General features: G+C 73.3%; 24 protein-coding genes and 1 pseudogene. 12 read left to right on the top strand and 13 right to left on the bottom strand.

What is annotated here, in order from left to right; genetic code table 11:
• Positions 1-73 precede the first annotated feature (73 nt).
• Positions 74-1,519: an MFS transporter gene (locus JAO84_RS10190; protein WP_370412382.1), complete on the top strand. Its 1,446-nt coding sequence runs from the start codon at positions 74-76 to the stop codon at positions 1,517-1,519.
• Between the two features lie 15 nt (positions 1,520-1,534).
• On the opposite strand, the gene JAO84_RS10185 is transcribed toward JAO84_RS10190, so the two are convergent.
• Complete coding sequence (locus tag JAO84_RS10185; protein WP_370416708.1) at positions 1,535-2,167, bottom strand: response regulator; 633 nt, start codon at positions 2,165-2,167, stop codon at positions 1,535-1,537.
• Positions 2,168-2,227: 60 nt separating this feature from the next.
• Between JAO84_RS10185 and JAO84_RS10180 the strand changes: the two genes are divergently transcribed.
• Entirely contained in the window at positions 2,228-2,494 is a 267-nt protein-coding gene (locus JAO84_RS10180) for a hypothetical protein (RefSeq protein WP_370412380.1), read from the top strand.
• Positions 2,495-2,526: 32 nt separating this feature from the next.
• Here JAO84_RS10180 and JAO84_RS10175 read toward each other — a convergent pair whose 3' ends face one another.
• The 5 genes from JAO84_RS10175 to JAO84_RS10155 all read right to left on the bottom strand — a co-directional run bounded on the left by JAO84_RS10175 (position 2,527) and on the right by JAO84_RS10155 (position 7,054).
• Positions 2,527-3,354 carry a tyrosinase family protein gene (locus JAO84_RS10175; RefSeq protein ID WP_370416707.1) on the bottom strand — a complete coding sequence of 276 codons (828 nt, stop codon included), beginning with the start codon at positions 3,352-3,354 and terminating at the stop codon, positions 2,527-2,529.
• Between the two features lie 28 nt (positions 3,355-3,382).
• Entirely contained in the window at positions 3,383-3,781 is a 399-nt protein-coding gene (locus tag JAO84_RS10170) for a tyrosinase family oxidase copper chaperone (protein WP_370412379.1), read from the bottom strand.
• 336 nt (positions 3,782-4,117) lie between these two features.
• Positions 4,118-5,335, bottom strand: a complete 1,218-nt coding sequence (locus JAO84_RS10165; protein ID WP_370416706.1) for a sensor histidine kinase — start codon at positions 5,333-5,335, stop codon at positions 4,118-4,120.
• Positions 5,336-5,387: 52 nt separating this feature from the next.
• On the bottom strand, positions 5,388-6,110 hold the full coding sequence (locus JAO84_RS10160; protein ID WP_370412378.1) for an ABC transporter permease: 723 nt from the start codon (positions 6,108-6,110) through the stop codon (positions 5,388-5,390).
• Complete coding sequence (locus JAO84_RS10155) at positions 6,107-7,054, bottom strand: ABC transporter ATP-binding protein (RefSeq protein WP_370412376.1); 948 nt, start codon at positions 7,052-7,054, stop codon at positions 6,107-6,109. Before JAO84_RS10155 ends, JAO84_RS10160 begins: the two co-directional genes overlap by 4 nt.
• A 312-nt stretch (positions 7,055-7,366) precedes the next feature.
• Here JAO84_RS10155 and JAO84_RS10150 point away from each other — a divergent pair, with 312 nt between their 5' ends.
• From JAO84_RS10150 to JAO84_RS10140, 3 genes are read left to right on the top strand one after another with little or no spacing between them, the layout of a single operon-like run.
• The gene (locus tag JAO84_RS10150) at positions 7,367-8,224 is read left to right on the top strand and encodes a MaoC/PaaZ C-terminal domain-containing protein (RefSeq protein ID WP_370412374.1); all 858 of its coding nucleotides are present in this window, start codon (positions 7,367-7,369) and stop codon (positions 8,222-8,224) included.
• A 21-nt stretch (positions 8,225-8,245) separates the two neighbouring features.
• On the top strand, positions 8,246-9,331 hold the full coding sequence (locus tag JAO84_RS10145; RefSeq protein WP_370412372.1) for a Zn-dependent alcohol dehydrogenase: 1,086 nt from the start codon (positions 8,246-8,248) through the stop codon (positions 9,329-9,331).
• A 30-nt stretch (positions 9,332-9,361) separates the two neighbouring features.
• The gene (locus JAO84_RS10140) at positions 9,362-10,324 is read left to right on the top strand and encodes a 3-oxoacyl-ACP reductase (protein WP_370412370.1); all 963 of its coding nucleotides are present in this window, start codon (positions 9,362-9,364) and stop codon (positions 10,322-10,324) included.
• A gap of 86 nt (positions 10,325-10,410) precedes the next feature.
• Here JAO84_RS10140 and JAO84_RS10135 read toward each other — a convergent pair whose 3' ends face one another.
• Together JAO84_RS10135 and JAO84_RS10130 are read right to left on the bottom strand one after the other, a co-directional pair.
• Positions 10,411-10,533 carry a hypothetical protein gene (locus tag JAO84_RS10135; RefSeq protein WP_265862004.1) on the bottom strand — a complete coding sequence of 41 codons (123 nt, stop codon included), beginning with the start codon at positions 10,531-10,533 and terminating at the stop codon, positions 10,411-10,413.
• 63 nt (positions 10,534-10,596) lie between these two features.
• Positions 10,597-11,727: a hypothetical protein gene (locus JAO84_RS10130; RefSeq protein ID WP_265862002.1), complete on the bottom strand. Its 1,131-nt coding sequence runs from the start codon at positions 11,725-11,727 to the stop codon at positions 10,597-10,599.
• Positions 11,728-11,977: 250 nt separating this feature from the next.
• Here JAO84_RS10130 and JAO84_RS10125 point away from each other — a divergent pair, with 250 nt between their 5' ends.
• The 6 genes and pseudogenes from JAO84_RS10125 to JAO84_RS10100 all read left to right on the top strand — a co-directional run bounded on the left by JAO84_RS10125 (position 11,978) and on the right by JAO84_RS10100 (position 18,331).
• Positions 11,978-13,018 (top strand): ABC transporter substrate-binding protein, encoded by a 1,041-nt coding sequence (locus JAO84_RS10125; protein WP_370412367.1) that lies wholly within the window; start codon positions 11,978-11,980, stop codon positions 13,016-13,018.
• A gap of 115 nt (positions 13,019-13,133) precedes the next feature.
• Complete coding sequence (locus tag JAO84_RS10120) at positions 13,134-13,952, top strand: Nif3-like dinuclear metal center hexameric protein (RefSeq protein ID WP_370412365.1); 819 nt, start codon at positions 13,134-13,136, stop codon at positions 13,950-13,952.
• Positions 13,949-14,692, top strand: coding sequence for a zinc ribbon domain-containing protein (locus tag JAO84_RS10115; protein WP_265862708.1), 744 nt, complete (start codon positions 13,949-13,951; stop codon positions 14,690-14,692). Before JAO84_RS10120 ends, JAO84_RS10115 begins: the two co-directional genes overlap by 4 nt.
• Positions 14,692-16,051 (top strand): annotated as a pseudogene (locus JAO84_RS10110) (bifunctional RNase H/acid phosphatase). The gene JAO84_RS10115 and the pseudogene JAO84_RS10110 overlap by 1 nt, the downstream one beginning before the upstream one ends.
• Positions 16,052-16,118: 67 nt before the next feature.
• Positions 16,119-16,967: a GNAT family N-acetyltransferase gene (locus JAO84_RS10105; RefSeq protein WP_370412363.1), complete on the top strand. Its 849-nt coding sequence runs from the start codon at positions 16,119-16,121 to the stop codon at positions 16,965-16,967.
• 98 nt (positions 16,968-17,065) lie between these two features.
• Entirely contained in the window at positions 17,066-18,331 is a 1,266-nt protein-coding gene (locus JAO84_RS10100; RefSeq protein WP_370412361.1) for a YhgE/Pip domain-containing protein, read from the top strand.
• A gap of 18 nt (positions 18,332-18,349) precedes the next feature.
• Here the strand turns inward: JAO84_RS10100 and eda are convergent, their stop codons facing one another.
• Both eda and yaaA read right to left on the bottom strand, forming a co-directional pair.
• Positions 18,350-18,976 (bottom strand): bifunctional 4-hydroxy-2-oxoglutarate aldolase/2-dehydro-3-deoxy-phosphogluconate aldolase, encoded by a 627-nt coding sequence (eda, locus tag JAO84_RS10095; RefSeq protein ID WP_370412359.1) that lies wholly within the window; start codon positions 18,974-18,976, stop codon positions 18,350-18,352.
• Positions 18,977-19,088: 112 nt separating this feature from the next.
• Positions 19,089-19,856 carry a peroxide stress protein YaaA gene (gene yaaA / locus JAO84_RS10090; RefSeq protein ID WP_370412357.1) on the bottom strand — a complete coding sequence of 256 codons (768 nt, stop codon included), beginning with the start codon at positions 19,854-19,856 and terminating at the stop codon, positions 19,089-19,091.
• Between the two features lie 314 nt (positions 19,857-20,170).
• On the opposite strand from yaaA, the gene JAO84_RS10085 reads away from it, so the two are divergent.
• Positions 20,171-21,199: a polysaccharide deacetylase family protein gene (locus tag JAO84_RS10085; RefSeq protein WP_370412355.1), complete on the top strand. Its 1,029-nt coding sequence runs from the start codon at positions 20,171-20,173 to the stop codon at positions 21,197-21,199.
• A 59-nt stretch (positions 21,200-21,258) separates the two neighbouring features.
• Here JAO84_RS10085 and JAO84_RS10080 read toward each other — a convergent pair whose 3' ends face one another.
• The 3 genes from JAO84_RS10080 to JAO84_RS10070 are packed head-to-tail and all read right to left on the bottom strand — an operon-like array spanning position 21,259 to position 25,318.
• Positions 21,259-23,607: a beta-glucosidase gene (locus tag JAO84_RS10080; RefSeq protein ID WP_370416705.1), complete on the bottom strand. Its 2,349-nt coding sequence runs from the start codon at positions 23,605-23,607 to the stop codon at positions 21,259-21,261.
• Between the two features lie 8 nt (positions 23,608-23,615).
• Positions 23,616-24,440 carry a carbohydrate ABC transporter permease gene (locus JAO84_RS10075; RefSeq protein WP_370412353.1) on the bottom strand — a complete coding sequence of 275 codons (825 nt, stop codon included), beginning with the start codon at positions 24,438-24,440 and terminating at the stop codon, positions 23,616-23,618.
• The gene (locus tag JAO84_RS10070) at positions 24,440-25,318 is read right to left on the bottom strand and encodes a carbohydrate ABC transporter permease (RefSeq protein WP_370412351.1); all 879 of its coding nucleotides are present in this window, start codon (positions 25,316-25,318) and stop codon (positions 24,440-24,442) included. Before JAO84_RS10070 ends, JAO84_RS10075 begins: the two co-directional genes overlap by 1 nt.
• Positions 25,319-25,330: the final 12 nt, after the last annotated feature.

Here is a 25,330-nt window from a genome sequence, read left to right as displayed (position 1 = left end):
GGGTCTTCCAGGCCCGGCGCCAGGGGCAGCGCACAGGTAATCCGCGTGTACGGGGCGGGGCGGGGGTGCGACCATGACAGGCATGCCGCGAACCGAGACCGCGTCCCCGAGCGCCTCCGCCCCTCCGATACCCGCCCCGACCCGGCTCTGGCTGGTGGTGCTCGTCGCCTGCGCCGGCGCGTTCCTCGTCGTGCTCGACGTGTCCGTGGTGAACGTGGCGCTGCCCTCGATGCGGGAGGCGCTGGGGCTGACGGCGCCGGGGCTGCAATGGGTCGTCAACGTGTACTCGATCACGTTCGCCGGCTTCATGCTGCTCGGCGGGCGGGCGGCGGATCTCTTCGGGCGCAAGCGGATGTTCGTCGTCGGCCTGTCCCTCTTCACCCTGGCCTCGGTGGCCGGCGGCCTCGCCCAGGAGGGCTGGCAGCTGCTCGCGGCCCGTGCCGTGCAGGGCCTCGGCGCGGCGGCCCTCGCCCCGGCGACGCTCACCCTGGTCACCGCGGCCGTCCCGGCCGGGCCCGCCCGCACCCGGGCGGTCGGCACCTGGACGGCGGTCGGCGCGGCCGGCGGCGCCGCGGGCGGCTTCGTCGGCGGAGCCCTCGTCGACCTGCTGTCCTGGCGCTGGGTGCTGCTCATCAACGTGCCCATCGGCGTGCTCGTCCTCGCCGGCGCCTTCCGCTGGCTCAGCGAGAGCCGGGTCGACGGCGGCCGGCGCCTCGACCTGCCGGGCGCCGTCCTCGTCACGGCGGGCCTGGCCACCCTCGCGTACGGCATCGTGCAGACCGAGGAGGCGGGCTGGACGTCCGCCGCGACCGTACTGCCGTTGCTCGCCGGGGCGCTGCTGCTCGCGGTGTTCGTGCTCGTGGAGTCGCGGGCCGCGCAGCCGCTGATGCCGCTGCGGATCTTCCGTACGCGGGCGGTGTCGGCGGCCAACGTGACGATGCTGCTGTGCGGTTCGACCTCCTTCGGCATGTGGTTCTTCATGACGCTCTACGCCCAGAACGTCCTCGGGTACGAGCCCCTGGAGGCGGGTCTCGCCCTGATCCCCAGTTCGGCCAGCGTCATCATCGGCTCCAAGCTGGCCCCGCGGCTGCTGCCCCGGCTCGGCGCCCGCCCGGTCGCCGTCCTCGGCGTGCTCGTCGCGGCGGGCGGCTTCGGCTGGCAGTCCACGATGACCGCCGACGGCCACTACCTGACGGCGATCCTGCTGCCCGGCGTCCTGATGATGTTCGGCATCGGCCTCGGCTCCACCCCGCTCGCCGTGCTCGCCACCACCCGCGTCCCCACCACCGACGCAGGCCTCGCCTCCGGCCTCATCAACACCTCCCGCACCATGGGCGGCGCCCTCGGCCTCGCCACCCTCTCCACCGTCGCCGCCTCCGTCACCTCCGGTGCGACCACCCCCGAGGCCCTGACGTCCGGTTACGCGGCGGCCTTCCGCGTCGCCGCGTGCGTGCTGGTGGCGACGGCGGTGGTGATGGCGGTGTGGCTGCCGGGGGAGAAAGAGCCGATGAAGGGCTAGGCGGCGGGCCCCGGGCTACAGCCAGCCCTGCTGACGGGCTTCCCGGACCGCCTCCATGCGGTTGCGGGTGCCCGTCTTGCCGATGGCCGAGGAGAGGTAGTTGCGGACCGTCGACTCGGAGAGGTGGAGCTTCGCCGCGATGTCGGCGATCGTCGCACCGTCCACGGACGCGCCGAGCGCGTCGCGTTCGCGGGCGGTCAGCGGGTTGGGGCCGGCGCTGAGGGCGGCGGCCGCGAGGGCCGGGTCGATGACCGTCTCGCCGCGCAGCGCCTTGCGGATCGCCTCGGCCAGCTCCTCCACCGGCCCGTCCTTGACCAGGAACCCGGCCGCGCCCGCCTCCATCGCACGGCGCAGATAGCCGGGCCGCCCGAAAGTCGTCAGAATGAGCACCCGGCAGTCCGGGACCTCGTCGCGCAGCTCCGCCGCCGCTTCGAGGCCCGACATCCCCGGCAGTTCGATGTCGAGCAGCGCCACATCGGGCCGCGCCGTCAGCGCCGTGCCCACGATCTCGTCCCCGCGCCCGACCTGCGCGACGACCTCCAGATCCGGCTCCATCCCGAGCAGCAGCGCGAGCGCGCCGCGCATCATGCCCTGGTCCTCGGCGAGGAGCACGCGTACGGACTTGGCGGGCCGGTGGTCCCGGGGCATCTCGTTCACAGGGGACAGCGTAGGCCGCATCGGTGCGCGGGGGCTCGTCGTTGGACGGGCATGAACAAGACCAGGACCCGGACCAAGACCGGGAACAGGATCGCCGCCGCCGTCGTCCTCGCGGGGGCCGTGCTCGGGACGACGGTGAGCGGCGCCGCGCAGGCCGCCGCCGCCGACGGGGCCGCAGGGCCCGCCGGTGGACTCGTCGGGATGCTGGGGATCGGCGGCGGAAGCGGCGGCGGGGGCGACCACGTGTCGAGCACCGTGAGCGGGAACAGCTCGGTCGCCGAGATCGGCGGTCGGACGATCGAGCAGAGCATCCCCTAGCAACCGGCTGGGCCGGTCGGCCCGGTCAGCGGTCAGGCCGCCGTGTCGAAGGTGTAGTGGCGGGTGTGGTCCAGCATGTCGGCCGGCGTGACGTCGTTCCACGGGCGCATCGTGTCGTGGAGGTCGACGACGTTCGCGGTGCCGGCCGCCGGGAGGTAGGGCGACGCGGGGTGGCGGGCCTGCCAGTCGGCCCACAGCTTGTCGACGAAGGCGTGGTGCAGCCAGAACACCGGGTCGTTGGGGGAGACGCCGGTCGCCATCTGGCCGCCGACCCACACATGGACGCGGTTGTGGAGGTTCACGCCGCGCCAGCCCTCCAGGTGGTTGCGGAAGCCGTCCGAGGCGCTGTTCCACGGCGCCGTGTCGTACGTCTCCATCGCGAGCACCGAGTCCACCTCGGCGCGCGTCGGCAGCGGGCGGCCGCTCGCGCCCAGGTCACGGCGGAGGTAGTCGCGCCCGTCCACCCGGACGGTGATCGGCCAGCGGTCGCCCGAGCGCGCGAACGGCCCGTCCACGACCTGCCCGTCGCGGGCCCGGCCGGTGCCGCCGAGGAAGTCGGGGGCCCAGAGGGAGGAGCGGGAGGTGCGGTCGGCCGTCCAGTCCCAGTAGGGGAGCGCGACGGTCGGGTCCACCGACCGCAGCGCCGCCTCGAACTCGAGCAGGAAGCGCCGGTGCCAGGGCAGGAACGACGGCGAGCGGTGCCCGACGCGGTCGCCGCCGTCCGTGTCGCCCATGATGAAGGCGTTGTGGGTGGTGACGAAGGCGTCGTAGCGGCCGGTGCGCTTCAGTTCGAGCAGCGCGGCGACGAAGCGGCGCTTCTCGTCGGCGGTGAGCGTGGCCTGGTTCTTGCGTATGTGCACGGTCATGATGCGAGCGACTCCGGGGCGGTCAGGCGGCGGGCAGGGTCAGCGGGACGAGCGGCGCGCCCTGCAACTCGCGCACGGCCGCGCGGGCGGCGGCTCTGGGCGTGGCGACCGGGTCGTAGTGCGTGATCACGCTGATCCAGGTGCCGTCCGCGTTCCGCATGACGTGCAGTTCCGCGCCGTCGATCGTGACGGTGTAGCCGCCCCCGTGGCCACCGTGCCCCCCGTGGTGACCGCTGTGTGCGGATGCGCTGCCCTTGATGTGGCGGCCCAGGTAGACCTCGTCGAAGTCGGCGGAGCCGGGTGCGGCGGCCTGGGCCGGGGCGGCCGCCGCTGCGGCCGGGCCGGCCAGGGCGAGGCCCGCGGCCGCGCCGGCGGCGCCCGCGGCGACGCCCAGGGCCTTGCGGCGGGTGATGCTGGACATGAAGAGAACCCCCTCGTGCGTGGTGCGCCGGGGGTTGGTCGGTTGGTCATATGCCCCCGGTGGTTCCCATCGGTACTCGGGGGCTTCGGCGGGGCGGAAATCGGCGTCGGCCGGTTGGGCCCGATACGGACAACTTCCCGCGAAAAGTGCAGACTTGAACAGAGTTGATCTTGCGGTACGAGACGGGCCCGGCGGCCGCGGAACGAAACCCTCCGCCGGGAAGGGGCACTTCACCCGGATGATCTTTCGGCGCGGGGGTGTGCGTGTGGCCCGGCCCACCTGCGGAAACTGACCGGATCCGGCGGCCGGGCACGGCGGCCGGGGCGGGTCCCGACGTCAGCGGTTCACCTCGACGTCGGGCTCCCCCGCCGGCTCCACCGGCAGCTCCGCCTCAAGCCGGAACCCGCCGCGCGGGCCCGGGCCCGAGGTCAGCGTGCCGCCCGCCGCCGCGACCCGCTCCCGGAGGCCCCGCAGTCCACTGCCCGGCGCGCCCGTACCCGTACCCGTATCCGCATCCGTACAGTCGGCGCCGCGGCCGTCGTCCGAGACCGTCAGGCGGACCCGTTCCGGGCCGCCGCCGACCTCGATCTCGCAGCGGCCGGCGCCCGAGTGCCGGACGACGTTGGTCGCCGACTCGCGCACCACCCAGCTGAGCAGCGCCTCCGTCTGCGGCTCGAGGGGCGGGCCGGACTGGCGGACCACCGGCTCGATGCCGGCCGAGGCCAGGACGTCGCGGGCGCGGTCGAGTTCGGCCGAGAGGGAGGCCTCGCGGTAGCCGGTCACCGCCTCCCGGATCTCGGTGAGCGCCTGCCGGCCCACCGTCTCGATGTCCGCGACCTGCGCGAGCGCCGCGTCCAGGTCGCGCGGCCCGAGCCGCCGGGCCGCCTCCGACTTCACGACGATGACGGACAGGGTGTGGCCGAGCAGGTCGTGCAGATCGCGCGAGAAGCGCAGCCGCTCCTTCTCGACCGCCGTGCGGGCCAGTTCCTCGCGGGTCTCGCGCAGCTCCTGCACGGTCTCGTTCAGGGCGAGGATCGTCGCCGTCACCATGATCGAGATGAACGTGCCGTACACGATCCCGAGCGAGTCCCAGCCGTCCCGCCAGAGCGTCACCGCCCCGACCGCCGCGACCAGCGGGAACACCGTAAGGCGTTGCGTCCGCCCGCGCCGCACCACCGCCCCGACCGCGAGCCCCAGGAGCGGGAAGAGGAGCAGCCACTCCCGCCCGTAACCGGCGGCGAGCCCGAACGTCAGCGCCGTGAGGGCCGCGAGCAGTCCCCAGGTCAGCGGGGTCTCCCGGCCGCCCGGGACGAAGGCCCGCATCACGACGGCGATGTAGAGGGAGTTGAAGGCGAGCAGGCCGATGCCGCCGACCCAGGGGTTGGCGGCCTCGCCCGAGATGAGGTGGGACAGCGCGCCCAGGCCCATCAGCAGCCACGGCAGCAGGCTCAGCCCGGTCGGCCGGCCACCCCGCGCGCTCTCCGCCCGTCGCCTGCGCAGGTCCCGGAAGCCGCCGCCCGTACTGCCGCTGCCCTTGCCGTTCGCGCCGCTCATCTCGTCCCCGTCCCCGTCCCCGTGCTCTTCTTCGGCCGCGCTCGGCACGGCGTCACACCATGCGTGCGGAACGACGGTACGAGACCGCCGCGTACGTGCCGAAGAGCGCCGCCCATGCCGCCAGGATCAGGATCGCCGCGAGCCCCGGCATCGTGCCCTCCGTCACCGCCACGCCCAGCTCCGAGAAGCGGTTGGTGGGCGTGAACGTGGAGATCTGCGCCAGCCAGTGCGGGAACAGGTCGATCGGGAACCACAGGCCGCCGACCACCGCGAGGCCCATGTTGCAGGCCACGTTCATGACGCCGGTCGTCTGCGCGGTGAGGCGGTAGCCGTTGCCGAGGCCGAGCAGCGTGAAGGGCAGCGAACCCGCCCACAGCACGAGCGCCGTTACCGCCCACTGCCAGGCGGCCATCCGTACGCCGTTGACGAGGCCGCCCGCGAGCAGCACCGCCGTGATGGCCGGCAGGACCACGACCGTGCCGGTCAGGGCCCGGCCGGTGACCACCTGGCGCGGGGTCATCGGGGTGATCCGCAGCTGCCGCAGCCAGCCGGCGGTCTTGTCCTCGGCGACGCCGCCGCCGATGGACAGGGCGGCGCCCAGCGCGCCGTACGCCGCCATGCCGACCATCATGCCGGTCTTGATCCCGGCGTCGTTCTGCCCGCCGAGGTTGGTGAAGAGGAGGTACATCAGGACCGGCACGCCGATCGACGAGATCGCGAAACCGGCGTCGCGCAGGGTGCGGCGGACTTCGAGGCGGACGTACGCGGTGATCATCGGGACATCTCCAGGGAGTCGGCGGTACGGGCGGGGGCGCCGGGAGCCGTACGGGTCAGGTTCAGGAAGGCCTCGTTGAGGGAGACCGGGGCGACCCGCAGGCCCCTGACCAGGTCCTGCGCGGCCAGCGCGCGAACCGTGGCGTCCGGGTCCGCGCTGCGCAGCAGCGCGCGGTCGCCGCGGATCTCGACGGAGGTGACGCCGGGCAGCGCGGTCAGACCCGCGGTGGGCCGGCCCGCCAGGTCGAAGGAGACCGTGGTGCCGCCCGCGGCCCGCTTCAGCTGCTCGGCGGTGCCGTCGGCGAGCACCCGCCCGGAGTCGACGACCACGATCCGGTCGGCGTTGGCGTCGGCCTCCTCCAGGTAGTGGGTGGAGAAGAGGACCGTGTTGCCGCGCCGGGCGTAGCCGCGCATCGAGTCCCAGAAGGCCTCGCGGGCCTCGACGTCGAGCGCCGCCGTCGGCTCGTCGAGCACGATCAGCTCGGGGTTTCCCGCCAGCGCGACCGCGAACCGCACCCGCTGGGCCTGGCCGCCGGACAGCCGGTCCACCCGGCGGCCGGCGAGGTCGGTGAGCCCGGCGAGGGCGAGGGCCTCGGTCACGGGCATCGGCCGCGGGTAGGTGCGGGCGACGAACTCGACCAGCTCGCGGACGGTGACCCGGGAGACCGGGCGGGCGTCCTGCAGCATCGCGCCGATCCGGCCGGCCTGGACGGCGCGGGCGGGCGCCTCGCCGAAGAGGCGGACCCGGCCGCTCTCGGGCTCGTCGAGGCCGAGGAGGAGGTTGATGGTGGTGGACTTGCCGGCGCCGTTGCGGCCGAGCAGCGCGACGGTCTCGCCGCGGCGGATGCCGAGGTCGATGCCGTCCACGGCGCGGACCACGCCGAAGGTCTTGGTGACCGCGGTGAATGCGACCGCCGTCTCGCCGGTCCCCGTTGTTGTCGTCATGACCACGACGTTACGGAGCGGCGCCAGGGGCCGGGCAGGCTCAGGCGTACGGACCTGGCCGTGACAAATGTCCTGGGTACCGCCGCCCGTCACGCTATCTGACATGGCGTCAGAAGGGTTCCCAACGCCCCACCCCTCGGCTATACATGGGGATCACCGTTCTAGAACGCGTTCTACCCGGCGTCCGCGAACGGCCCCGCACGGCCTCGGCGCGGTCGACGGTGCGGACGACCGCGTCGAGGTCTTCACCTGTCACCCCTGCCACGCCCCTGCAACGCACCTGCCACGCACTGCCCAAGGAGCAGCAACGCGATGCCCATTGACGCCGCCAAGGCCGTCGCCGCCGAGCCCCGCAGCGCGGAGATCGCCTGGGACCACAAGGACGTCCAGCTCTACCACCTCGGCCTGGGCGCGGGCGTCCCCGCGACCGACCCCGACGAGCTGCGCTACACCCTCGAATCCCGGCTGCACGTCCTGCCCAGCTTCGCCACCGTGGCGGGCGCCGGCATGGGCGTCGTCGGCGGCCTCTCCGCCCCCGGCATCGACATCGACCTCGCCGCCGTGCTGCACGGCGGCCAGTCCATCACCCTGCACCGGCCCCTGCCGGTCAACGGCCGGGCGGTCTCCACCTCCCGGGTCGCCGCCGTCTACGACAAGGGCAAGGCCGCCGTCCTGGTGCTGCGCTCCGAGGCCGCCGACGCCGACGGCCCGCTGTGGACCAGCGACGCCCAGATCTTCGTACGCGGCGAGGGCGGCTGGGGCGGCGACCGCGGGCCCTCCGAACGCCTGGAGGTCCCCGAGCGCGCCCCCGACGCCACCGCCGAGCGGCCCATCCGCGAGGAACAGGCCCTGCTCTACCGGCTCTCCGGCGACTGGAACCCGCTCCATGCCGACCCCGAGTTCGCCAAGCTCGCGGGCTTCGACCGGCCGATCCTGCACGGCCTCTGCTCGTACGGCATGACGCTCAAGGCGGTCGTCGACACCCTCCTCGACGGTGACGTCACGCGGGTCCGCGGCTACCGCACCCGCTTCGCCGGCGTCGTCTTCCCCGGCGAGACGCTGCGGATCCGCATGTGGCGCACGGACGAGCACACCGTCCAGCTCACGGTCACCGCCGCCGAACGCGACGACGCCCCGGTCCTCGCCGACACCGTCGTCGAACACTCCTGATCGCCTGATTGGAGCCGCACCATGCGCGCAGCCGTACTGCACGAGATCGGCCAGGACAAACTCGAAGTCCTCGACGACGTCGAGGCGGTGGGCTTCGGCCCCGGCAAGGTGCGGATCCGGGTCCGGGCCACCGGCCTGTGCCACTCCGACGTGTCCGCCATGAGCGGCGTCCTGCCCCAGCCCGCGCCCTTCGTCCCGGGGCACGAGGGCGCCGGCGAGATCCTCGACGTCGGCGACGGCGTCACCGGCCTCACCGTCGGGCAGCGGGTGCTGCTGTGCTGGCTGCCCGCCTGTGGTGTCTGTCCCGCCTGCAAGCGTGGTCAGACCCAGCTCTGTCTGGCCGGCTTCATGAACGCCGGCACCCCCAACTTCAAGCGCACCGGCGGAGGTTCCGCCGACGTCTTCGGCTTCGCCGGCACCGGCACCTTCGCCGAGGAGGTCGTGGTCGACGCCGGCTGCGCCGTCCCGATCCCGGACGACGTGCCCTTCGACATCGCCGCGCTCATCGGCTGCGGCGTGACCACCGGCCTCGGCGCCGCCATCAACACCGCGAAGGTGGAGGCCGGTTCGTCGGTCGCCGTGATCGGCTGCGGCGGCGTCGGCATCTCCGCCATCCAGGGCGCCAAGCTGCAGGGCGCCGCGCAGATCGTCGCCGTCGACCCGGTCGAGTCGCGCCGCGAGGCCGCGCTCCGCTTCGGCGCCACCGAGGCCGTCGCACCCGACGCGCTCGCCGACGCCAAGCAGCGGATCACCGGCGGCGAGGGCTTCGACTACGTCTTCGAGGTCGTCGGCAAGTCCGTCACCGCGCGCACGGCGTACGAGACCACCCGGCGCGGCGGCACGCTCTGCGTGGTCGGCGCGGGCGCCCTCGACGACTTCCTGCAGCTCAACATGTTCGAGCTGTTCTTCGACGAGAAGCGGATCCTGCCGTCGATGTACGGGGGCGGGGACGTGCTCCGCTCGTACGAACGGGCCATCGCGCTCTGGCGGGCCGGCCGCATCGACCTGGCGTCCCTGATCACCCACCGGGTGCCGCTGGCGGGCATCAACGAGGCCCTGGAGCAGATGCGGACGGGTGCGGCGCTCCGTACCTGCATCGAGATCTGAGCATCGAGAGCTGAGAGAGGACTCCGACCCATGTCACTGCCTCTTGAGGGGCTGAGCGCGATCGTCACCGGCGCCGGCCGCGGCCTCGGCCGGGCCGAGGCCCTGGAACTGGCCCGGCTCGGCGCGGCCGTGGTCGTCAACGACTACGGGCAGCCCGGGCGCGACGGTTCCGGCGAGGCCTCCGCGGCGCCCGCCGAGGAGGTCGCGGCCGAGATCCGCGCGGCGGGCGGCCGCGCCGTCGCCCACCTCGGCGACGTCGCCGACTTCGAGACCGCGCGCGGTCTGGTCGACCTGGCCGTGGCCGAGTTCGGCAAGCTGGACGTCCTGGTCAACAACGCGGGCATCCTGCGCGACCGGATGATCTTCTCGATGAGCGAGGCGGAGTGGGACTCGGTGGTCCGGGTCCACCTCAAGGGCCACTTCAACACCACCCACTTCGCCGCCGTGCACTGGCGCGGCCGGGCCAAGGCGGGCGAGAGCGGGGTCTACGGGCGGATCGTCAACACCTCCTCCGAGGCCTTCCTCGCCGGTTCGGCCGGCCAGCCCAACTACGCGGCGGCCAAGGGCGGCATCGTCGGTCTGACCACCTCCACGGCGCTCGCCCTCGCCAAGTACGGGGTCACCGCCAACGCCATCTGCCCGCGCGCCCGGACCCGGATGACCGAGGACGTGTTCGCCGCCATTCCGACAATCAAGAGGGGCGCCGAGCCGACCGCCGAGGACGAGCTCGACCCGCTGTCGCCGGAGCACGTGGCGCCGCTCGTCGGCTACCTCGCCTCCCCGGCGGCGGCCGGCGTCAACGGCCAGCTGCTCGTCGTCCACGGCGGCATGGTGGCGATCGTGGACCGGCCCAGGGTGGCCGCCAAGTTCGACACCGCCAAGGACGTCTTCACGTACGAGGAACTGGACGGGCTGCTCACCCCGCACTACGCGGCGCGCCCGGCGGGGGAGACCTTCGCCGCGGCGGAGGTGCTCGGCCTGAAGAAGGGCTGAGCCGCGCGAGGGGGGAAGACGAAGGGCCCCCGGGCGCGTCGTCCGGGGGCCCTTCACCTACTCACCGTTCGTTCACTGCACTTCGCTCACTGCGACTCGGGTTCGCGCCGGTGGCGGCCGTGCGGGGAGGACGAGGAGTCCTCCGCCGGTGCGGCCGGTCCACGGTGCTTGCCCGAGTTGCCGTGGTCCTGCGGGTCCGTGTCGCTCATGGTGGAACTCACCCCGTAAACGTCGCTCTTGCTGATGCGGCTCGGAGAGTCTAATCAGCCTGTTCAGCCCGCTTGTTTACGGTCCGTCAGCGGCGCTTCCTGGAGCGGTACGGGGCGGCACACCTTGGGCTCCGGGGCGGCCGCCGGGGCCACCGGCTCCGGCTCCGGCTCGGCCGGCTCCTCCAGGTCGGCGAGGCCGCAGGGCGCGGCGGGCGTCGCGTACGGGAGGCGGAGTACGCCGGAGGGGGTCCACAGGCCCGTACCGGCCAGCCAGCCGAAGGGCGCGGCGAGTTGGTGCATCCGGCGCGAGGAGGGCCGCCACAGGCCGACCCAGCTGCCGGCCGCCGCGTCGATCCGCAGCGCGACCCCGCAGCTCTCCGGCATCAGCACCTGCCCCGGCTGGACGGCGAACGGGGTCACCGCCGCGTCGTCGAGCCGCAGGCACTCGGGGAAGCGCACCGGCAGCAGGCTGCCGAGGACGCCCCAGCCGAGGCGCTCGTGGCCGGGGGAGGGCGCGTCGGAGCGGATGAGGAGCAGTCCGCTGTCGGGATCGGCGAGCAGCAGCCGGTCGTGGCTGTCCTCGGTGATCTGGAGCAGTGGCGTGGCCTCGCCACCGCGCTCCAGGTCGATCGCGACGGCCTTGACCGGGCCGTCGTCGAGCTGCCGGTCGAGGGCCAGTATCCGGCCGGTGCGGTCCAGCCACACCCCGCCGGAGCACCGGCCCTTGATCTCGGCGACCCGCTCGGGGCCGAAGGCCCCGCCCGCGACCAGCCACAGCGTGGTGGAGTCCGGGCCGACGCACATCGCGTAGGCGCAGATGCCGTCCGGCGAGGGCGGCAGCAGCGTCAGGGCGCCGGGGGCGGGGGCCTCGACCGAGCCGAGCAGGAGCTCGCCGGTGTCCGGTCCGGTCGGGTAGAGCAGCGAGAACGTGTGGCGAAGTCCGTCCACGGCGCGCCCGATCAGGACCCGCCCGTCCGCCAGCGGCAGCAGCAGCGCGCCGGGCTCCTCCGGTTGGGCGAGCGGCAGCGGTACGGCGTAGGGCTCGGGGCCGTCCAGGGTCCAGCGCTCCACGAACAGCGCCTCGCCCGAACCGGCGAGCCGCGCCGCGTAGGCGCCGTTCGCGGTGATCGTGAATCCCGTGGGCCACACCGCGTCACCGTCTTCGGCGGGGGCTTCGATGGCACAGGCTGTCATCGGCTCGTCACCTCCGGCTACGAAGCTAGTTTTCGCACTTCCAGCCGAACAACACGAGTCACCTCTCTTCACCCCAATGGGTGGCGGTCCGGGGATTCCGTCGAGCGGCGGGGGCGGGTTGTGCTGGCGGGGCCAGGGATAGGTAAGGTAAGGCGACCCTAAGTGGAAGCGATCCGTCCGCTGACGGGTCGCCGGCTGCCGTACTTCCGCGGCGGCGCCGTCCACCCCGTACGCGTACAGGAGACCCCGCATGTCCCTTCGCCGCCGCGGCACCGCAGCCGCCGCCCTCAGCCTCGCCGCCGCGCTCGCTCTCGCGGCCTGCGGAGGAGGTGACGGCAGCTCGGACGGTGCCAAGAAGGACGAGGGCGGCAAGAAGAAGGACGTCGCCGTCGGCGGCAAGGACTTCGGCGACGCCGCCGCGAAGACCGCCGCCCTGGGCACCGACGCCAAGCCCGGCCAGTTCCCGCGCACCCTCACCCACGCGCTCGGGAAGACGGAGATCAAGTCCGCCCCCAAGCGGGTCGTCGTCCTCGACGTCGGCGAGCTCGACAACGTCGTCTCCCTCGGCATCAAGCCGGTCGGCTTTGCTCCGTCCGAGGGGGACGATGGCATCCCCACGTATCTGAAGAAGGACGCCGGCGAGCCCAAGAACGTCGGCACCATCAACAACCTCAACCTCGAGGCCATCGCCAACCTCGAACCCGATCTGATCCTCGGCAGCCAGCTGCGCGCCGCCGACAAGTACGACGAGCTGTCGAAGATCGCGCCGACCGTGTTCTCCATCCGCCCGGGCTTCACCTGGAAGGAGAACTACCTCCTCAACGCCGCCGCGCTCGACCGGACCGCCGAGGCGAAGGCGAAGCTCGCCGCCTACGAGACCAAGGCGAAGCAGCTCGGCACGGACATCGGCCCGAACAAGCCGACCATCTCCATGGTCCGCTACCTCCCGGGCAAGATCCGCCTCTACGCGAAGGCCTCCTTCATCGGCACCATCCTTGAAGACGCCGGCCTGCCGCGCCCCGCGAACCAGCAGGTGAACGACCTCGCCGTCGAGGTCAGCCCGGAGAAGATCGACCAGGCCGACGGCGACTGGATCTTCACCGGCGTGTACGGCGACGCCAAGGCCACCAAGCGCGACACCGCCCAGGCCAACCCGCTCTGGAAGAACCTCAAGGCGGTCAAGGCCGGCCAGGCCAAGGACGTGCCGGACGAGACCTGGTACCTGGGCCTCGGCGTGACGGCGGCGAACAGCGTGCTCGACGACCTGCGCGCCGACCTGGTGAAGAAGTAGCACGGACGGACCGGGGGGCCGGGGCCGGTCGGGGTTGTCCACAGGGGCAGGGACCGGCCCCGGGTTGTCCACAGGCAAGAACGGCGGGGCACGAGGGGCAGGTAGCCTTTCCCTCGTGCCCCGTCTGTCTGAAGTCATCGCCGAGCTCGACGCCCTCTGGCCGCCAGAGCGGGCCGAGTCGTGGGACGCCGTCGGCACGGTCTGCGGCGACCCCGACGCCCAGGTCACCCGCGTCCTGTTCGCGGTCGACCCCGTCCAGGAGATCGCCGAAGAGGCGATCCGCCTCGGCGCCGACCTGATCGTCACCCACCACCCGCTCTATCTGCGCGGTACGACGACGGTGGCGGCCGGCCACTTCAAGGGCCGGGTCGTGCACACCCTGATCAAGCACGACATCGCCCTGCACGTGGCGCACACCAACGCCGACACCGCCGAGCCCGGCGTCTCCGACGCCCTCGCCGGCGCCCTCGACCTGCGGGTCACCGGCCCCCTCGTCCCCGAGACCGGTCTCGGCCGGATCTGCGAGCTGGACCAGCCCGAGACGCTGGCCGAGTTCGCCGCGCGCGCCGCCAAGCGGCTGCCTTCCACCGCGCAGGGCATCCGGGTCGCCGGCGACCCCGAGCTGCCGGTGCGCCGGGTCGCCGTCAGCGGCGGCTCCGGCGACAGCCTCTTCGGCGCCGTCCGCGCAGCCGGGGTGGACGCCTTCCTCACCGCCGACCTGCGCCACCACCCGGCCTCCGAGGCCACCCAGCACTCTCCCCTCGGGCTCGTCGACGCCGCCCACTGGGCCACCGAATGGCCCTGGTGCGAGCAGGCCGCCGCGCAGCTCGACACGATCTCCGACCGTCACGGCTGGGACCTCCGGGTCCATGTCTCGACGACGGTCACCGACCCCTGGTCCGCCCACCACACCTCTCCTGGAGCCCCCAACTGAACGCCGCGCCCGCCGACCAGATCCGACTTCTCGACGTCCAGGCGCTTGACGTGCGCCTCCAGCAGATCGCGCACAAGCGCAAGTCGCTGCCGGAGCACGCCGAGATCGAGTCGCTGAACAAGGACCTCACCCAGCTGCGCGACCTGCTCGTCGCCGCGCAGACCGAGGAGAGCGACTGCGCCCGCGAGCAGACCAAGGCGGAGCAGGACGTCGACCAGGTGCGCCAGCGCGCCGCCCGCGACCAGCAGCGCCTCGACTCCGGCGCCGTGTCCTCCCCGAAGGACCTGGAGAACCTCCAGCGCGAGATCACCTCGCTCGCCAAGCGCCAGGGCGACCTGGAGGAGATCGTCCTCGAGGTCATGGAGCGCCGCGAGTCCGCCCAGGAGCGGGTCGCCGAGCTGACCGGCCGGGTCGCCGCAGTCCAGGCCAAGGTCGACGACGCCACCGCCCGCCGCGACACCGCCCAGGCCGGGCTCGACGACGAGGCCGCCTCCGTCACCAAGGAGCGCGAGCTCGTCGCCGGTACGGTCCCGGCCGACCTCCTGAAGCTGTACGAGAAGCTGCGCGAGCAGCAGGGCGGCGTCGGCGCGGCCCGGCTCTACCAGCGCAAGTGCGAGGGCTGCCACATCGAGCTCAACATCACCGAGCTCAACGAGGTGCGGGCCGCCGCCGCGGACGCGGTCGTGCGCTGCGAGAACTGCCGCCGGATCCTGGTCCGTACGTCGGAGTCCGGCCTGTAATGCGCGAGCTCGTGGTCGAGGCCGACGGCGGCTCCCGGGGCAACCCGGGCCCCGCCGGCTACGGCGCGGTGGTCCTCGACCCGGCCACGGGCGAGACCCTGGCCGAGCGCGCCGAGTTCATCGGCGTCGCCACGAACAACGTGGCCGAGTACAAGGGCCTGGTGGCCGGTCTGCGGGCCGCCCTGGAGCTCTTTCCCGACGCCACGGTGCACGTCCGCATGGACTCCAAGCTGGTCGTCGAGCAGATGTCCGGCCGCTGGAAGATCAAGCACCCCGACATGAAGCCGCTCGCCGCCGAGGCCGCCCGGGTCTTCCCGGCCGGCCGCGTGCGCTACGAGTGGATCCCGCGCGAGCGCAACAAGCACGCGGACCGGCTCGCCAACGAGGCGATGGACGCCGGTCGGCGCGGCGAGCAGTGGTCCCCCTCCACCGCGGCCCTCGCCCCGACCGCCGACCTCGCCGCGGCCCCGCGCCGCCGCGGGCGACGCGACGGCCGGCGCCGCCCGTGCCCGCGCCGCCCTCGCGAGCACCCGCCCCGAGCCGGAGCCCGAACCCGAGGGCCTGTCCGCCCCCGACGAGACCCTCGCCGCCCAGGCCCGCGCGTCCCTCTCGGCCGCGGCGGAGGCCGACCGCGAGGCGGCCACGAGCGGCGACTTCGAGGCGGAGGCGGGCCGCCGGGCCGCCGCCCAGGCGCCCGCCACGCCCACCGCCCCCGGCTGGTCGGGCCCCGACATGGGGGCGCCGGCGACGTTCGTGTTGTTGCGGCACGGGGAGACGGCGTTGACGCCCGAGAAGCGGTTCTCGGGGAGTGGGGGGTCGGATCCGGAGCTGTCGGCGGCCGGGGTGCGGCAGGCGGAGGCCGTCGCGGCGGCGCTGGCCGCGCGGGGGACGATCCAGGAGATCGTCAGTTCGCCGCTGACCCGCTGCCGGCAGACCGCGCAGGCCGTGGCCGCGCGGCTGGGCCTGGACGTGCGGATCGAGCAGGGGCTGCGGGAGACCGACTTCGGCGCGTGGGAGGGGCTGACGTTCGCGGAGGTGCGCGAGCGGTACAAGGACGACCTGGACGCCTGGCTCGCCTCGCCGAAGGCCGCCCCGACCGGCGGCGGCGAGAGCTTCGCCACGGTGGCCCGCCGGGTCGCCGTGACCCGGGACCGGCTCGCCGCCGCGCACGCGGGCCGCACGGTGCTGCTCGTCACCCATGTCACCCCCATCAAGACCCTGGTACGGCTCGCCCTCGGCGCCCCGCCGGAGTCGCTGTTCCGGATGGAGCTGTCCGCCGCCTCGCTGTCGGCGGTGGCGTACTACGCGGACGGCAACGCCTCGGTGCGGCTGCTCAACGACACCTCCCACCTCCGCTAGGTCCTGTCCGTAGCGCCCGGCCGCAAAAGCGCTGGACCCGCGCCCCGGGCCGTACCAACATCGCGGCATGAGCTGGCACTTCACCACCGACCCGGCCGCCTTCCCGGACGCCGCCCGGGACTTCGTGGCCGCCGCACCGGAGCGGAACACCGGGCTGCTCACCCTGCTCGACGCCCCCGGCACCACCCGCGGCTGGTGGATGGGCCAGGGGGAGGCGGACGGGGCGGTGAGCGGGGCCTGTCTGCTCGTGGACGGACCCGGGATGCTGCTGCTCGGCGTGATGCAGGACGCTGCCGCCCGCGCGCTCGCGGCCGCGCTGCCCGAGACGGGGCACGCAGTCCGGGAGGCGCGCGGCGAGGCCGCGACGGTCGACGCGTTCGCCGCGCCCTTCGCCGCCGCCACCGGCCGGGTCGCCCGCACCTCGATGCGGCTGCGCCTGTTCCGGCTCGGCGAGCTGACCGCGCCCCGGCCCGTACCGCCCGGCGCCGCCCGGAGCGCCGTACCCGGCGACGTACCGCTGCTCCTGGAGTGGATGAGCGCGTACGCCGGGGACGTCGGGGAGGACCCCGGCGCCGACTACTCCGCGCCCGCCGAGGCGATGGTCCGGGAGGGCCGGCTCCGGTTCTGGGAGACGGACGGCCGGCCCGTCGCGATGGCGAGCTTCTCGCGGCCCGCCGCCGGCCAGGCCCGCGTCTCGCTCGTCTACACCCCGCCCGCCCACCGCGCCCGGGGCTACGCCGGAGCCGTGACCACCGAGGCCGGCCGGGCCGCCCGCGCGGCCGGCGCCGCACAGGTGCTGCTCTTCACCGACCGCGCGAACCCGACCAGCAACGCCCTCTACCAGCGCCTCGGTTACCGGCCGATCGCCGACCACACCCGGGTGGCCTTCCCCGAGGAGACCGAGAACACCGACTAGCGCCAGGGCGTCAATACGGGGTTACGGGCGGCCCGGCACCGACCATGGGCACCGGACAGATCCCCCCACCGGTCCGCCCCCAGCCCCCGTGGAGAACCATGGCCCCCGCGACCCCCCGGCCCGCCGGCGCGCTCGTCCGCAACCCCAAGCTCTGGCTCGTACCGACCGTCCTCAGCGGGCTCGTCACCATGGTCCTCGCCCTGCTCTACCTGGGCGGCATCCTGAGCCCCAACGACGACCTGCACCGGCTCCCGATCGCCGTCGTCGACGAGGACCGCGGCCCGCTCGGCAAGGAGATCACCGACTCGCTCGGCAAGGCCGCCCGCCCGGACAGCGTCGAGTGGCGGATCGTCGGGCGGGCGCGGGCCGAGGACGACCTCGCGTCCGGGAAGGTGTACGGGGCGCTGTTCGTGCCGCCCGACTTCAGCGCCGCCGCCCAGGCCCTGACGACCCGTCGGGCCACCGCCCGGCCGACCCTGACCGTGCTCACCAACCCCGGCGTCGGCAGCCTCGGCTCCTCCATGGCCGCCCAGATCAACCAGGTCGTGGCCCAGCGCGCCTCCGCGACCATCGGGCAGCGGCTCGCCGCGTCCGCCCCGGACCCGACGACGAAGGTGCTGCTCGCGGACCCGGTCGAGGTGACCACCCGGGTCGGGAACCCGATCGGCCGGCACAGCGGACTCGGCCTGACCGCCTTCTACTACACGCTGCTGCTCGTGCTCTCCGGCTTCATCGGCGGCAACCTCATCCACACCGGCGTCGACACCGCCCTCGGCTACGCGGACAGCGAGCTCGGCCCCTGGCACACCCGCCACCGGACCGTGCCGATCAGCCGCACCCAGACCCTGGTCCTGAAGATGGTGATGACGGCCGGGATCGCGCTCCTGACGACTTCGCTCCTGATGTTCTCCACGATCACGATCCTGGGCATGGACGCGCACCACCTCCCGCTGCTGTGGATCTTCTCGTACTGCGCGACCGTGGCCGTCGGCCTCGGCGTCCAGGCCATCAACGCGGCCTTCGGCGGCATCGGACAGCTGGTGTCGATGTTCGTCTTCATCGCGCTCGCGCTGCCGTCCTCGGGCGCCACCATCCCGCTCCAGGCGACCCCGTCCTTCTACCGCTTCCTCGCGATCTTCGAGCCGATGCGCCAGCTCACCGACGGCGTCCGCGCCATCCTCTACTTCGACGCGCGCGCGGACGCCGGTCTCGCCCGCGCCTGGGCGATGATCGCGATCGGTTTCGCCGGCGCGCTGCTCTTCGGCTTCGCCATGACCCACTACTACGACCGCCGGGGCCTGGCCCGCTTCACCCCGCAGCCCGAACCGCCCCGGCAGGAGGAGGCCGTCCCCGAGGCGGCGTGATCCGTCCTGCGGCCGGCCTCAGCCGGCCAGCGCCGCCGCCTCGCGGGCCAGCGACTCGACCCGCGCCCAGTCCCGGGCGGCGAGGGCGTCGGCGGGCAGCATCCACGTACCGCCGACGCAGGCGACGTTCGGCAGGGCCAGATAGGACGGCGCCGAGGCGAGCGAGACGCCGCCGGTCGGGCAGAACCGGGCCTGCGGGAGCGGCCCGGAGAGCGACCTGAGGTACGGGACGCCGCCGGCCGCCTCCGCCGGGAAGAACTTCATGTCCGTCACCCCGCGTTCGAGCAGCGCCACCACCTCCGAGGTCGTCGACACACCCGGCAGGAACGGCACGCCCGAGCCGCGCATCGCGTCGAGCAGCCCGTCGGTCCAGCCGGGGCTGACCAGGAAGCGGGCGCCCGCGCCGGCCGCGTTCGCGACCCCGGCGGCGGAGACGACCGTGCCCGCGCCGACCACCGCCTCCGGCACCTCCGCGCCGATCGCCCGGATCGCGTCGAGCGCGGCCGGGGTGCGCAGGGTCACCTCGATCAGCGGCAGACCGCCGGCCACCAGGGCGCGGGCCAGCGGCACGGCGTCGGCGGCGTCATCGATCACGACGACCGGGACGACGGGGGCGACGGGGGCAAGGTCAAGCACGCTCGTCATGCGCCCCATCCTGCCGACGGCAGGCGGTGCGTGCAACGAGCGTTGCGCATGATGCAACGGCTGTGAAGTTGTGCAAGTTGTGCCTGCTAGGAGGCCAGGATCAGGGGATCCCTCAGTGGATCTCGTCGACGAGAACGTCGAGCGCGCCCGGCTTCCCCGTCTCCTCCACCACATACCCGAGGTCCCGCAGCGCCGTCACCAGCTCCGGCACCCCCGCCGGCGCAGCGCCCGCCTCAAGCAGACTGCGGACGATCCGGCCCTTCGTCGCCTTGTTGAAGTGGCTGACCACCTTCCGGGTCGGCGCGTGCAGCACCCGCACCGTCGCCGTCCGCGCCGCCAGTTCGCCCTTCGGCTTCCACGCCGCCGCGTACGCCGCGGAGCGCAGGTCCAGGACCAGGCCGTTGCCCGCCGCCTCCGGCAGGACGTCCGCCATCGCCCCGCGCCAGTGCGTACCGAGCGCGCCGAGGCCCGGCAGCTTCACCCCCATCGAGCAGCGGTACGAGGGGATCCGGTCGGTCACCCGCACCGCGCCCCACAGCCCGGAGAAGACGAGCAGCGAGCGCCCCGCGCGCCGGCGGGCGGCCGCGTCGAGCGTGGCCAGGCCGAGGGCGTCGTACAGGACCCCGGTGTAGATCTCGCCGGCGGGCCGCGCCCCGGCCGTCCGCAGCTCGGTGTTCTTGGCGACCTCGCCGCGCAGCCCCTCGCTCAGGCCGAGCACCTCGCGCGCCTTCTCCTCGTCGGCGGCGCACAGCTCGACCAGTTCGTCGAGCACGGCCGCCCGCGCCTCCGCGAGCCCCGGCAGCGACAACCCCTCGGGCATGAGCGGCGCCCCGCGCCCCGAGGAGGCCTTGCCTTCGGAGGGCGGCAACAGGACGAGCACGGCGGTTCTCCTTCGTACGTACGGGGGTGGGGGTGCGGCCCCAGGGGCCCAGCGTACGAGGTCCCCCGTCCCTGGCTGGTCGAAAGCTTTCGCCATGCGGTGTCGATCCGGCCAGATGCCCCGCGATTTCGGGATCCGCCGTGGATCACCGGAGGTGCGAAGGGCCTGGGCAGCCCCATGAGGGGTCCGACCCTGGTGGGTCGAAAGTTTCGTATGGCATGTCGAAAGTATTGACACCAGGCGACGGGGGCCGGATATTCCTCGCTGGTCGAACGGCGCACATCCAACGGCGCACATGAGGAGGCAACATCACCATGCAGAAAACCAGGCCCGGGGGTCCCCTCACCCTCGCCCGCGCCGCCTGCGCGCTCGTGCCGGCGCTCCTGGCGGCCTTATTGCTGCCCGGCACCGCCGGCGCGGCGGACCCGGTCGTCACGACCCACCAGAATGGCGGTGCCTCATGCTCCGCCGGATACGTCGGGCTCACCTTCGACGACGGCCCGTCCGCCACCACGCGCCAACTGCTCGACGCGCTGCGGCAGAACGGCCTGCGCGCCACCATGTTCAACCAGGGGCAGTACGCCGCCGCCGACCCGGCCATGGTCAAGGCGCAGACCGACGCCGGCATGTGGGTCGCGAACCACAGCTACACCCATCCGCACATGACGACGCTGACCCAGGCGCAGATGGAGTCGGAGATCTCGCGCACCCAGCAGGCCCTCACCGCGGCCGGCGTTCCCGCGCCCAGGCTCTTCCGGCCGCCGTACGGCGAGACGAACGCGACGCTGAAGGCGGCCGAGGCCGCGTTCGGCCTGCGCGAGATCATCTGGGACGTCGACTCCCAGGACTGGAACAACGCGAGCACCGACGCGATCGTCCAGGCCGTGGGCCGGATGACCAGCGGCCAGGTCATCCTCATGCACGACTGGCCCGCCAACACCCTCGCCGCCATCCCGCGGATCGCGCAGACCCTGGCGTCCAAGAACCTCTGCGCCGGCATGATCTCGCCGACCACCGGCCGCGCCGTCGCCCCCGACGGCTCCGGAGGCGGCTCCGGCGGTGGCGGTGGTGGTACGGGCAGCTGTACGGCGTCCCTGTCGGCGGGGCAGTCGTGGAGCGACCGCTACAACCTCAACGTCTCGGTGAGCGGCGCCACCGACTGGACCGTCACGGTCAACGTGCCCTCGCCCGCCAAGGTCCTGTCGACCTGGAACATCACCGCCACCTACCCGAACGCCCAGACCCTCGTCGCCAAGCCCAACGGCAGCGGCGACAACTGGGGCATGACCATCCAGCACAACGGCAACTGGACCTGGCCCACGGTCTCGTGCAGCGCCGCCTGACCCGTAGCCCACACGCAGTGAGGCAGGCCCGCTCAGCGGTGCCGGCCTCACTGGCGTCCTCAGCGGAGCTCGAAGTCGGCGTGCAGCCGTCGCCGGTGGTCCAGCTGCCGCACCGGGCCGGTCAGGCGCACCCGCGCGGTCAGCCGTGGCTCGGTGCTCGACGCGCTCAGCCGCAGTTCCAGGTCGCCCGGCTCCACGATCCGTACGCCCGCCGCGCCGGTGAACGAGGCCAGGTCCGCCGGGACGGACACGCCGATCCGCCGCCGCTCGCCCGGCGCCAGGTCGAGGCGCACGTACCCGATGAGCCGCTGCACGGGCTGGACCACGGAGGCCACCGGATCGTGGAGATAGAGCTGGACGACCTCGGTGCCCGCGCGCCCGCCCGTATTCTGCACGGTGAGGGCGAGCCGGAAGGTGCCGTCGGTGGCGGCCGCGGCGTTCTCCACCTCCAGACCGGTCCACTCGAAGGTGGTGTAGGTCAGCCCGTGCCCGAAGCCGAACGCCGGTGTCGGGTCGATGCTGGACACCTCGCCGGCGTGGCCGAGCCGGGCCGCCAGATACGTGGACGGCTGGGCGCCCGGCCGGCGCGGCACGCTGACCGGCAGCCGGCCGCTCGGTGCGGCGCGGCCGCTGAGGACGGCGGCGAGGGCGCCCGTACCGGCCTCGCCCGGGAAGAAGGACTGCAGCACGGCGGCGGCCTCGTCGGCCGCGCGCCCGAGCGCGTACGGCCGGCCGGCGAGCAGGACCGTCACCACCGGCGTACCGCTGTCCAGGAGCGCGTCGAGCAGCGGCTGCTGTGCTCCGGGCAGGACGAGGGACTCCGCGTCGCAGCCCTCGCCGCTGGTGCCGCGCCCGAAGAGCCCGGCGCGGTCGCCGAGGGCCGCGATCACGAGGTCGGCCTCGCGCGCGAGGGCGACGGCCTCGGCGAAGCCGCCCGTCGTGCCGTCGTCGATCCCGGTCCCGGGCGCCACGTCGATCTCGGCGTCCGGGAACTCGGCCCGCAACGCCTCGTACAGCGTGGGCAGTTCGATGCCGAGCGGGCTGTCCGGGTGCTGTCCGCCGACGTGGACGGGGAAGGAGTAGCAGCCGAGGACGGCCGTGGGGATGTCGGCGTTCGGGCCGACAAGGGCGATCCGGCGGGGCGCCGCCTGCCCCGTACCCTGCCCCGGACCCGGGCCGAGCGGCAGGATGCCGTCGTTGCGGAGCAGGACGATCGCCCGCTCGGCGACCCGTCTCGCCAGCTGGCGGTTGGCGGGCGGGTCGAGGTCGACCGTGCCCCGCAGCGCGGCGGCGGGCCCGGCTCCGGTGTCGGCTCCGGTGTCGGCGTTGCGCAGCACCGGGGGCACCGGGCTCCAGTCGAGGTCGAGCAGCCCGAGTTCGGCCTTCTGCAGCAGCACCCGCCGGACCGCGCGGTCGACGAGCTCCTCGGGCACGCGGCCCGCCTCGACGGCCTCGCGGAGCGGGGCGCCGAAGGCCTGGACGGTGGGCAGCTCCACGTCGACCCCGGCGGCGAGCGCGGTGCCGGCCGCCTCCCCGTACGTACCGGCGACGCCGTGCAGGTTCTTCAGGAACGCGATGCCGAAGTAGTCGGCGACGACCGTGCCGGTGAAGCCCCAGGTGTCCCGGAGCAGCCCGGTGAGCAGCCGTTCGTCTGCGGCCGAGGGGATGCCGTCGGTGTCGGTGTAGGCGTGCATCACGGACCGGACGCCGCTCTCCCGTACCGCCATCTCGAACGGCGGCAGGATCACGTCCGCGCGCTCCCTCGCACCCATGCCGACGGGCGCGAGGTTGCGGCCCGCGCGGGAGGCCGAGTAGCCGGCGAAGTGCTTGAGGGTGGCGACGATCCCGGCGGACTCCAGGCCCTGGACGTAGGCGGTGGCGATCGTCCCGACGAGGTACGGGTCCTCGCCGATGGTCTCCTCGACCCGTCCCCAGCGCGCGTCGCGGACGACGTCGAGGACGGGGGCGAGGCCCTGGTGCACACCGACGGAGCGCAGGTCCCGGCCGATGGCCGCGGCCATCTCCCGTACCAGGGCGGGGTCGAAGGTGGCGCCCCAGGACAGCGGGACGGGATAGGCGGTGGCGCCCCAGGCGGCGAAGCCCGCGAGGCACTCCTCGTGGGCGAGGGCCGGGATGCCGAAGCGGTTCGACGCGGCGATCCGGGCCTGCGTCCGCATCAGGGACAGGGCGCCGAGGGCGGGGTCGACGGGGACGGTGCCGAAGGGGCGGGTGAGCTGGCCGAGACCGTCGGGGAGCAGTGCGTCGAGGTCGACGGTCTCCTTCATGTCGTGCTGGTACGGGGCGACTTCGGCGCCCTCGTCGGAGGCGCCGACCCACACGCCGAAGAGCTGGGCGAGCTTCTCGGGCAGGGTCATCTCGCGGATCAGCGCGTCGACCCGGGAATTCATGTCGTCGGTCACTTTCCTCCGACTCCCATCAGGCCCTGGACCAGGGCACGTCGGGCGAACAGGTACACGAACAGGACGGGAAGCATGGACAGGACGACGGCGGAGAGGAGGGCGGGGATGTCGATGCCGTGTTCGGTCTGGAAGTCGTACAGGCCCATGGTGATGACCTTGTTCTCGGTGGACTGGGTGAGGACGAGCGGGAACAGGAAGCCGTTCCAGGCCTGGAGCGAGGAGAACACGACGACGGTGGACAGACCGCCCTTGGAGAGCGGCACGACGAGGCGGAGGAAGATCCGCCAGGAGGAGGCGCCGTCGAGGGTCATCGCTTCGTAGAGCTCCGGGGAGATGTCCCGCATCACCCCGGTGAGGATGAGGGCGCAGACGGGCATGGCGAAGGCGGCCGTCGGCAGCACGATGCCGATGAGGCTGTCGTACAGGCCGGCCTCGTTGATCAGGTAGAACATCGGCACGATCACGGCCTGGGAGGGGACCGCCAGGCCGAGCAGGAAGAGCCGGAAGACCCGGCCGGCGGCCCTGCCGTCGCTGCGGACGATGGCGTACGCGAGGGGCGGCACGAGCAGCAGGACGATGCCGACGACGCAGACGGTGACGATCACCGTGTTGAGGAAGTACTGCCCGAAGCCGTCGCTGAGGTCGTTGACGTAGTTGTCGAGGGTGAGGTGCTCGGGGTCGGGGAAGGACAGGGGGCCGTTGGCGGCGTAGTCGGCGCGGGTCTGGAAGGTGGCGACCAGCATGACGTACAGCGGCAGGCCGATCACGAACAGCCAGATCAACGAGCCGAATCCGGCGAGGTAGTTGGGGCGCGCCCGCATTACACCCCCTCCATGGTGCTGCGCATCTTGTCGTAGCCGGTCAGGCGGACCATGACCAGGGAGACGAGGGTGGCGACCAGGACGAGGAGCAGCGCGATGGCGGAGGCGGCGCCGAAGTCGAAGTTCTTGAAGCCCTTTTGGTACATGTAGTAGGCGCTGTTGGTGGTGTCGGTGCCGGGGCCGCCCTGGGTGAGGATGAGCACCGTGTCGAAGGTGGTGAGTCCGCCGACGACCATGAGGATCACTGACGTCACGATGCTGTTGCGCAGCTGCGGCAGGGTGATGTGGAAGAACTGGCGGACGGTGCCCGCGCCGTCGATCTGGGCGGCCTGGTAGAGCACTTGGGGTATGGCGCGGGCGGCGCCCTGGTAGATCAGCGTGTGCAGCGGGGTGAACTGCCAGGTGCTGACGAAGACGAGGACGCCGATGGCGCCGGCCTGCATGCCGAGCAGATTGCCGTCGCCGAACAGCCACTGCGCCTGGGAGGGCACGCCGAAGTTGGGGTCGAGCACGGCGCGCCACAGGACGGAGACCGCGGTGATGGAGAGCAGGAGCGGGACGAAGTAGATCGCGGAGAGGACGGCCCGGTTGCGCTGGCGGCCGGCCGCCCAGACGCCGAGCAGGATGCTGATCGGGGTCTGGACGAGGACGCCGAGGACGGTGAGCAGCAGGCTCAGCCAGAGGCTCTGCACCATCACGGGGTCGTCGAGCAGCTTGTCCCAGTTCTCCAGGCCGGCGAACTCGGGGGAGCCGAGGCCGTTCCAGCGGGTGAAGGAGAGGACGGCGACCAGGACGAGCGGTACGAGGGCGAACAGGGCGAAGAAGACGGCGGCGGGCGCCGCCCAGGCGAAGCCCGGGCGGCCCACGTGGGTGGTCATGTGAGGTGTCCC

It is taken from the genome of Streptomyces fradiae (assembly GCF_041270065.1).
Taxonomy (GTDB): domain Bacteria; phylum Actinomycetota; class Actinomycetes; order Streptomycetales; family Streptomycetaceae; genus Streptomyces.
This window is presented reverse-complemented; position numbering and strand designations above follow the sequence as displayed.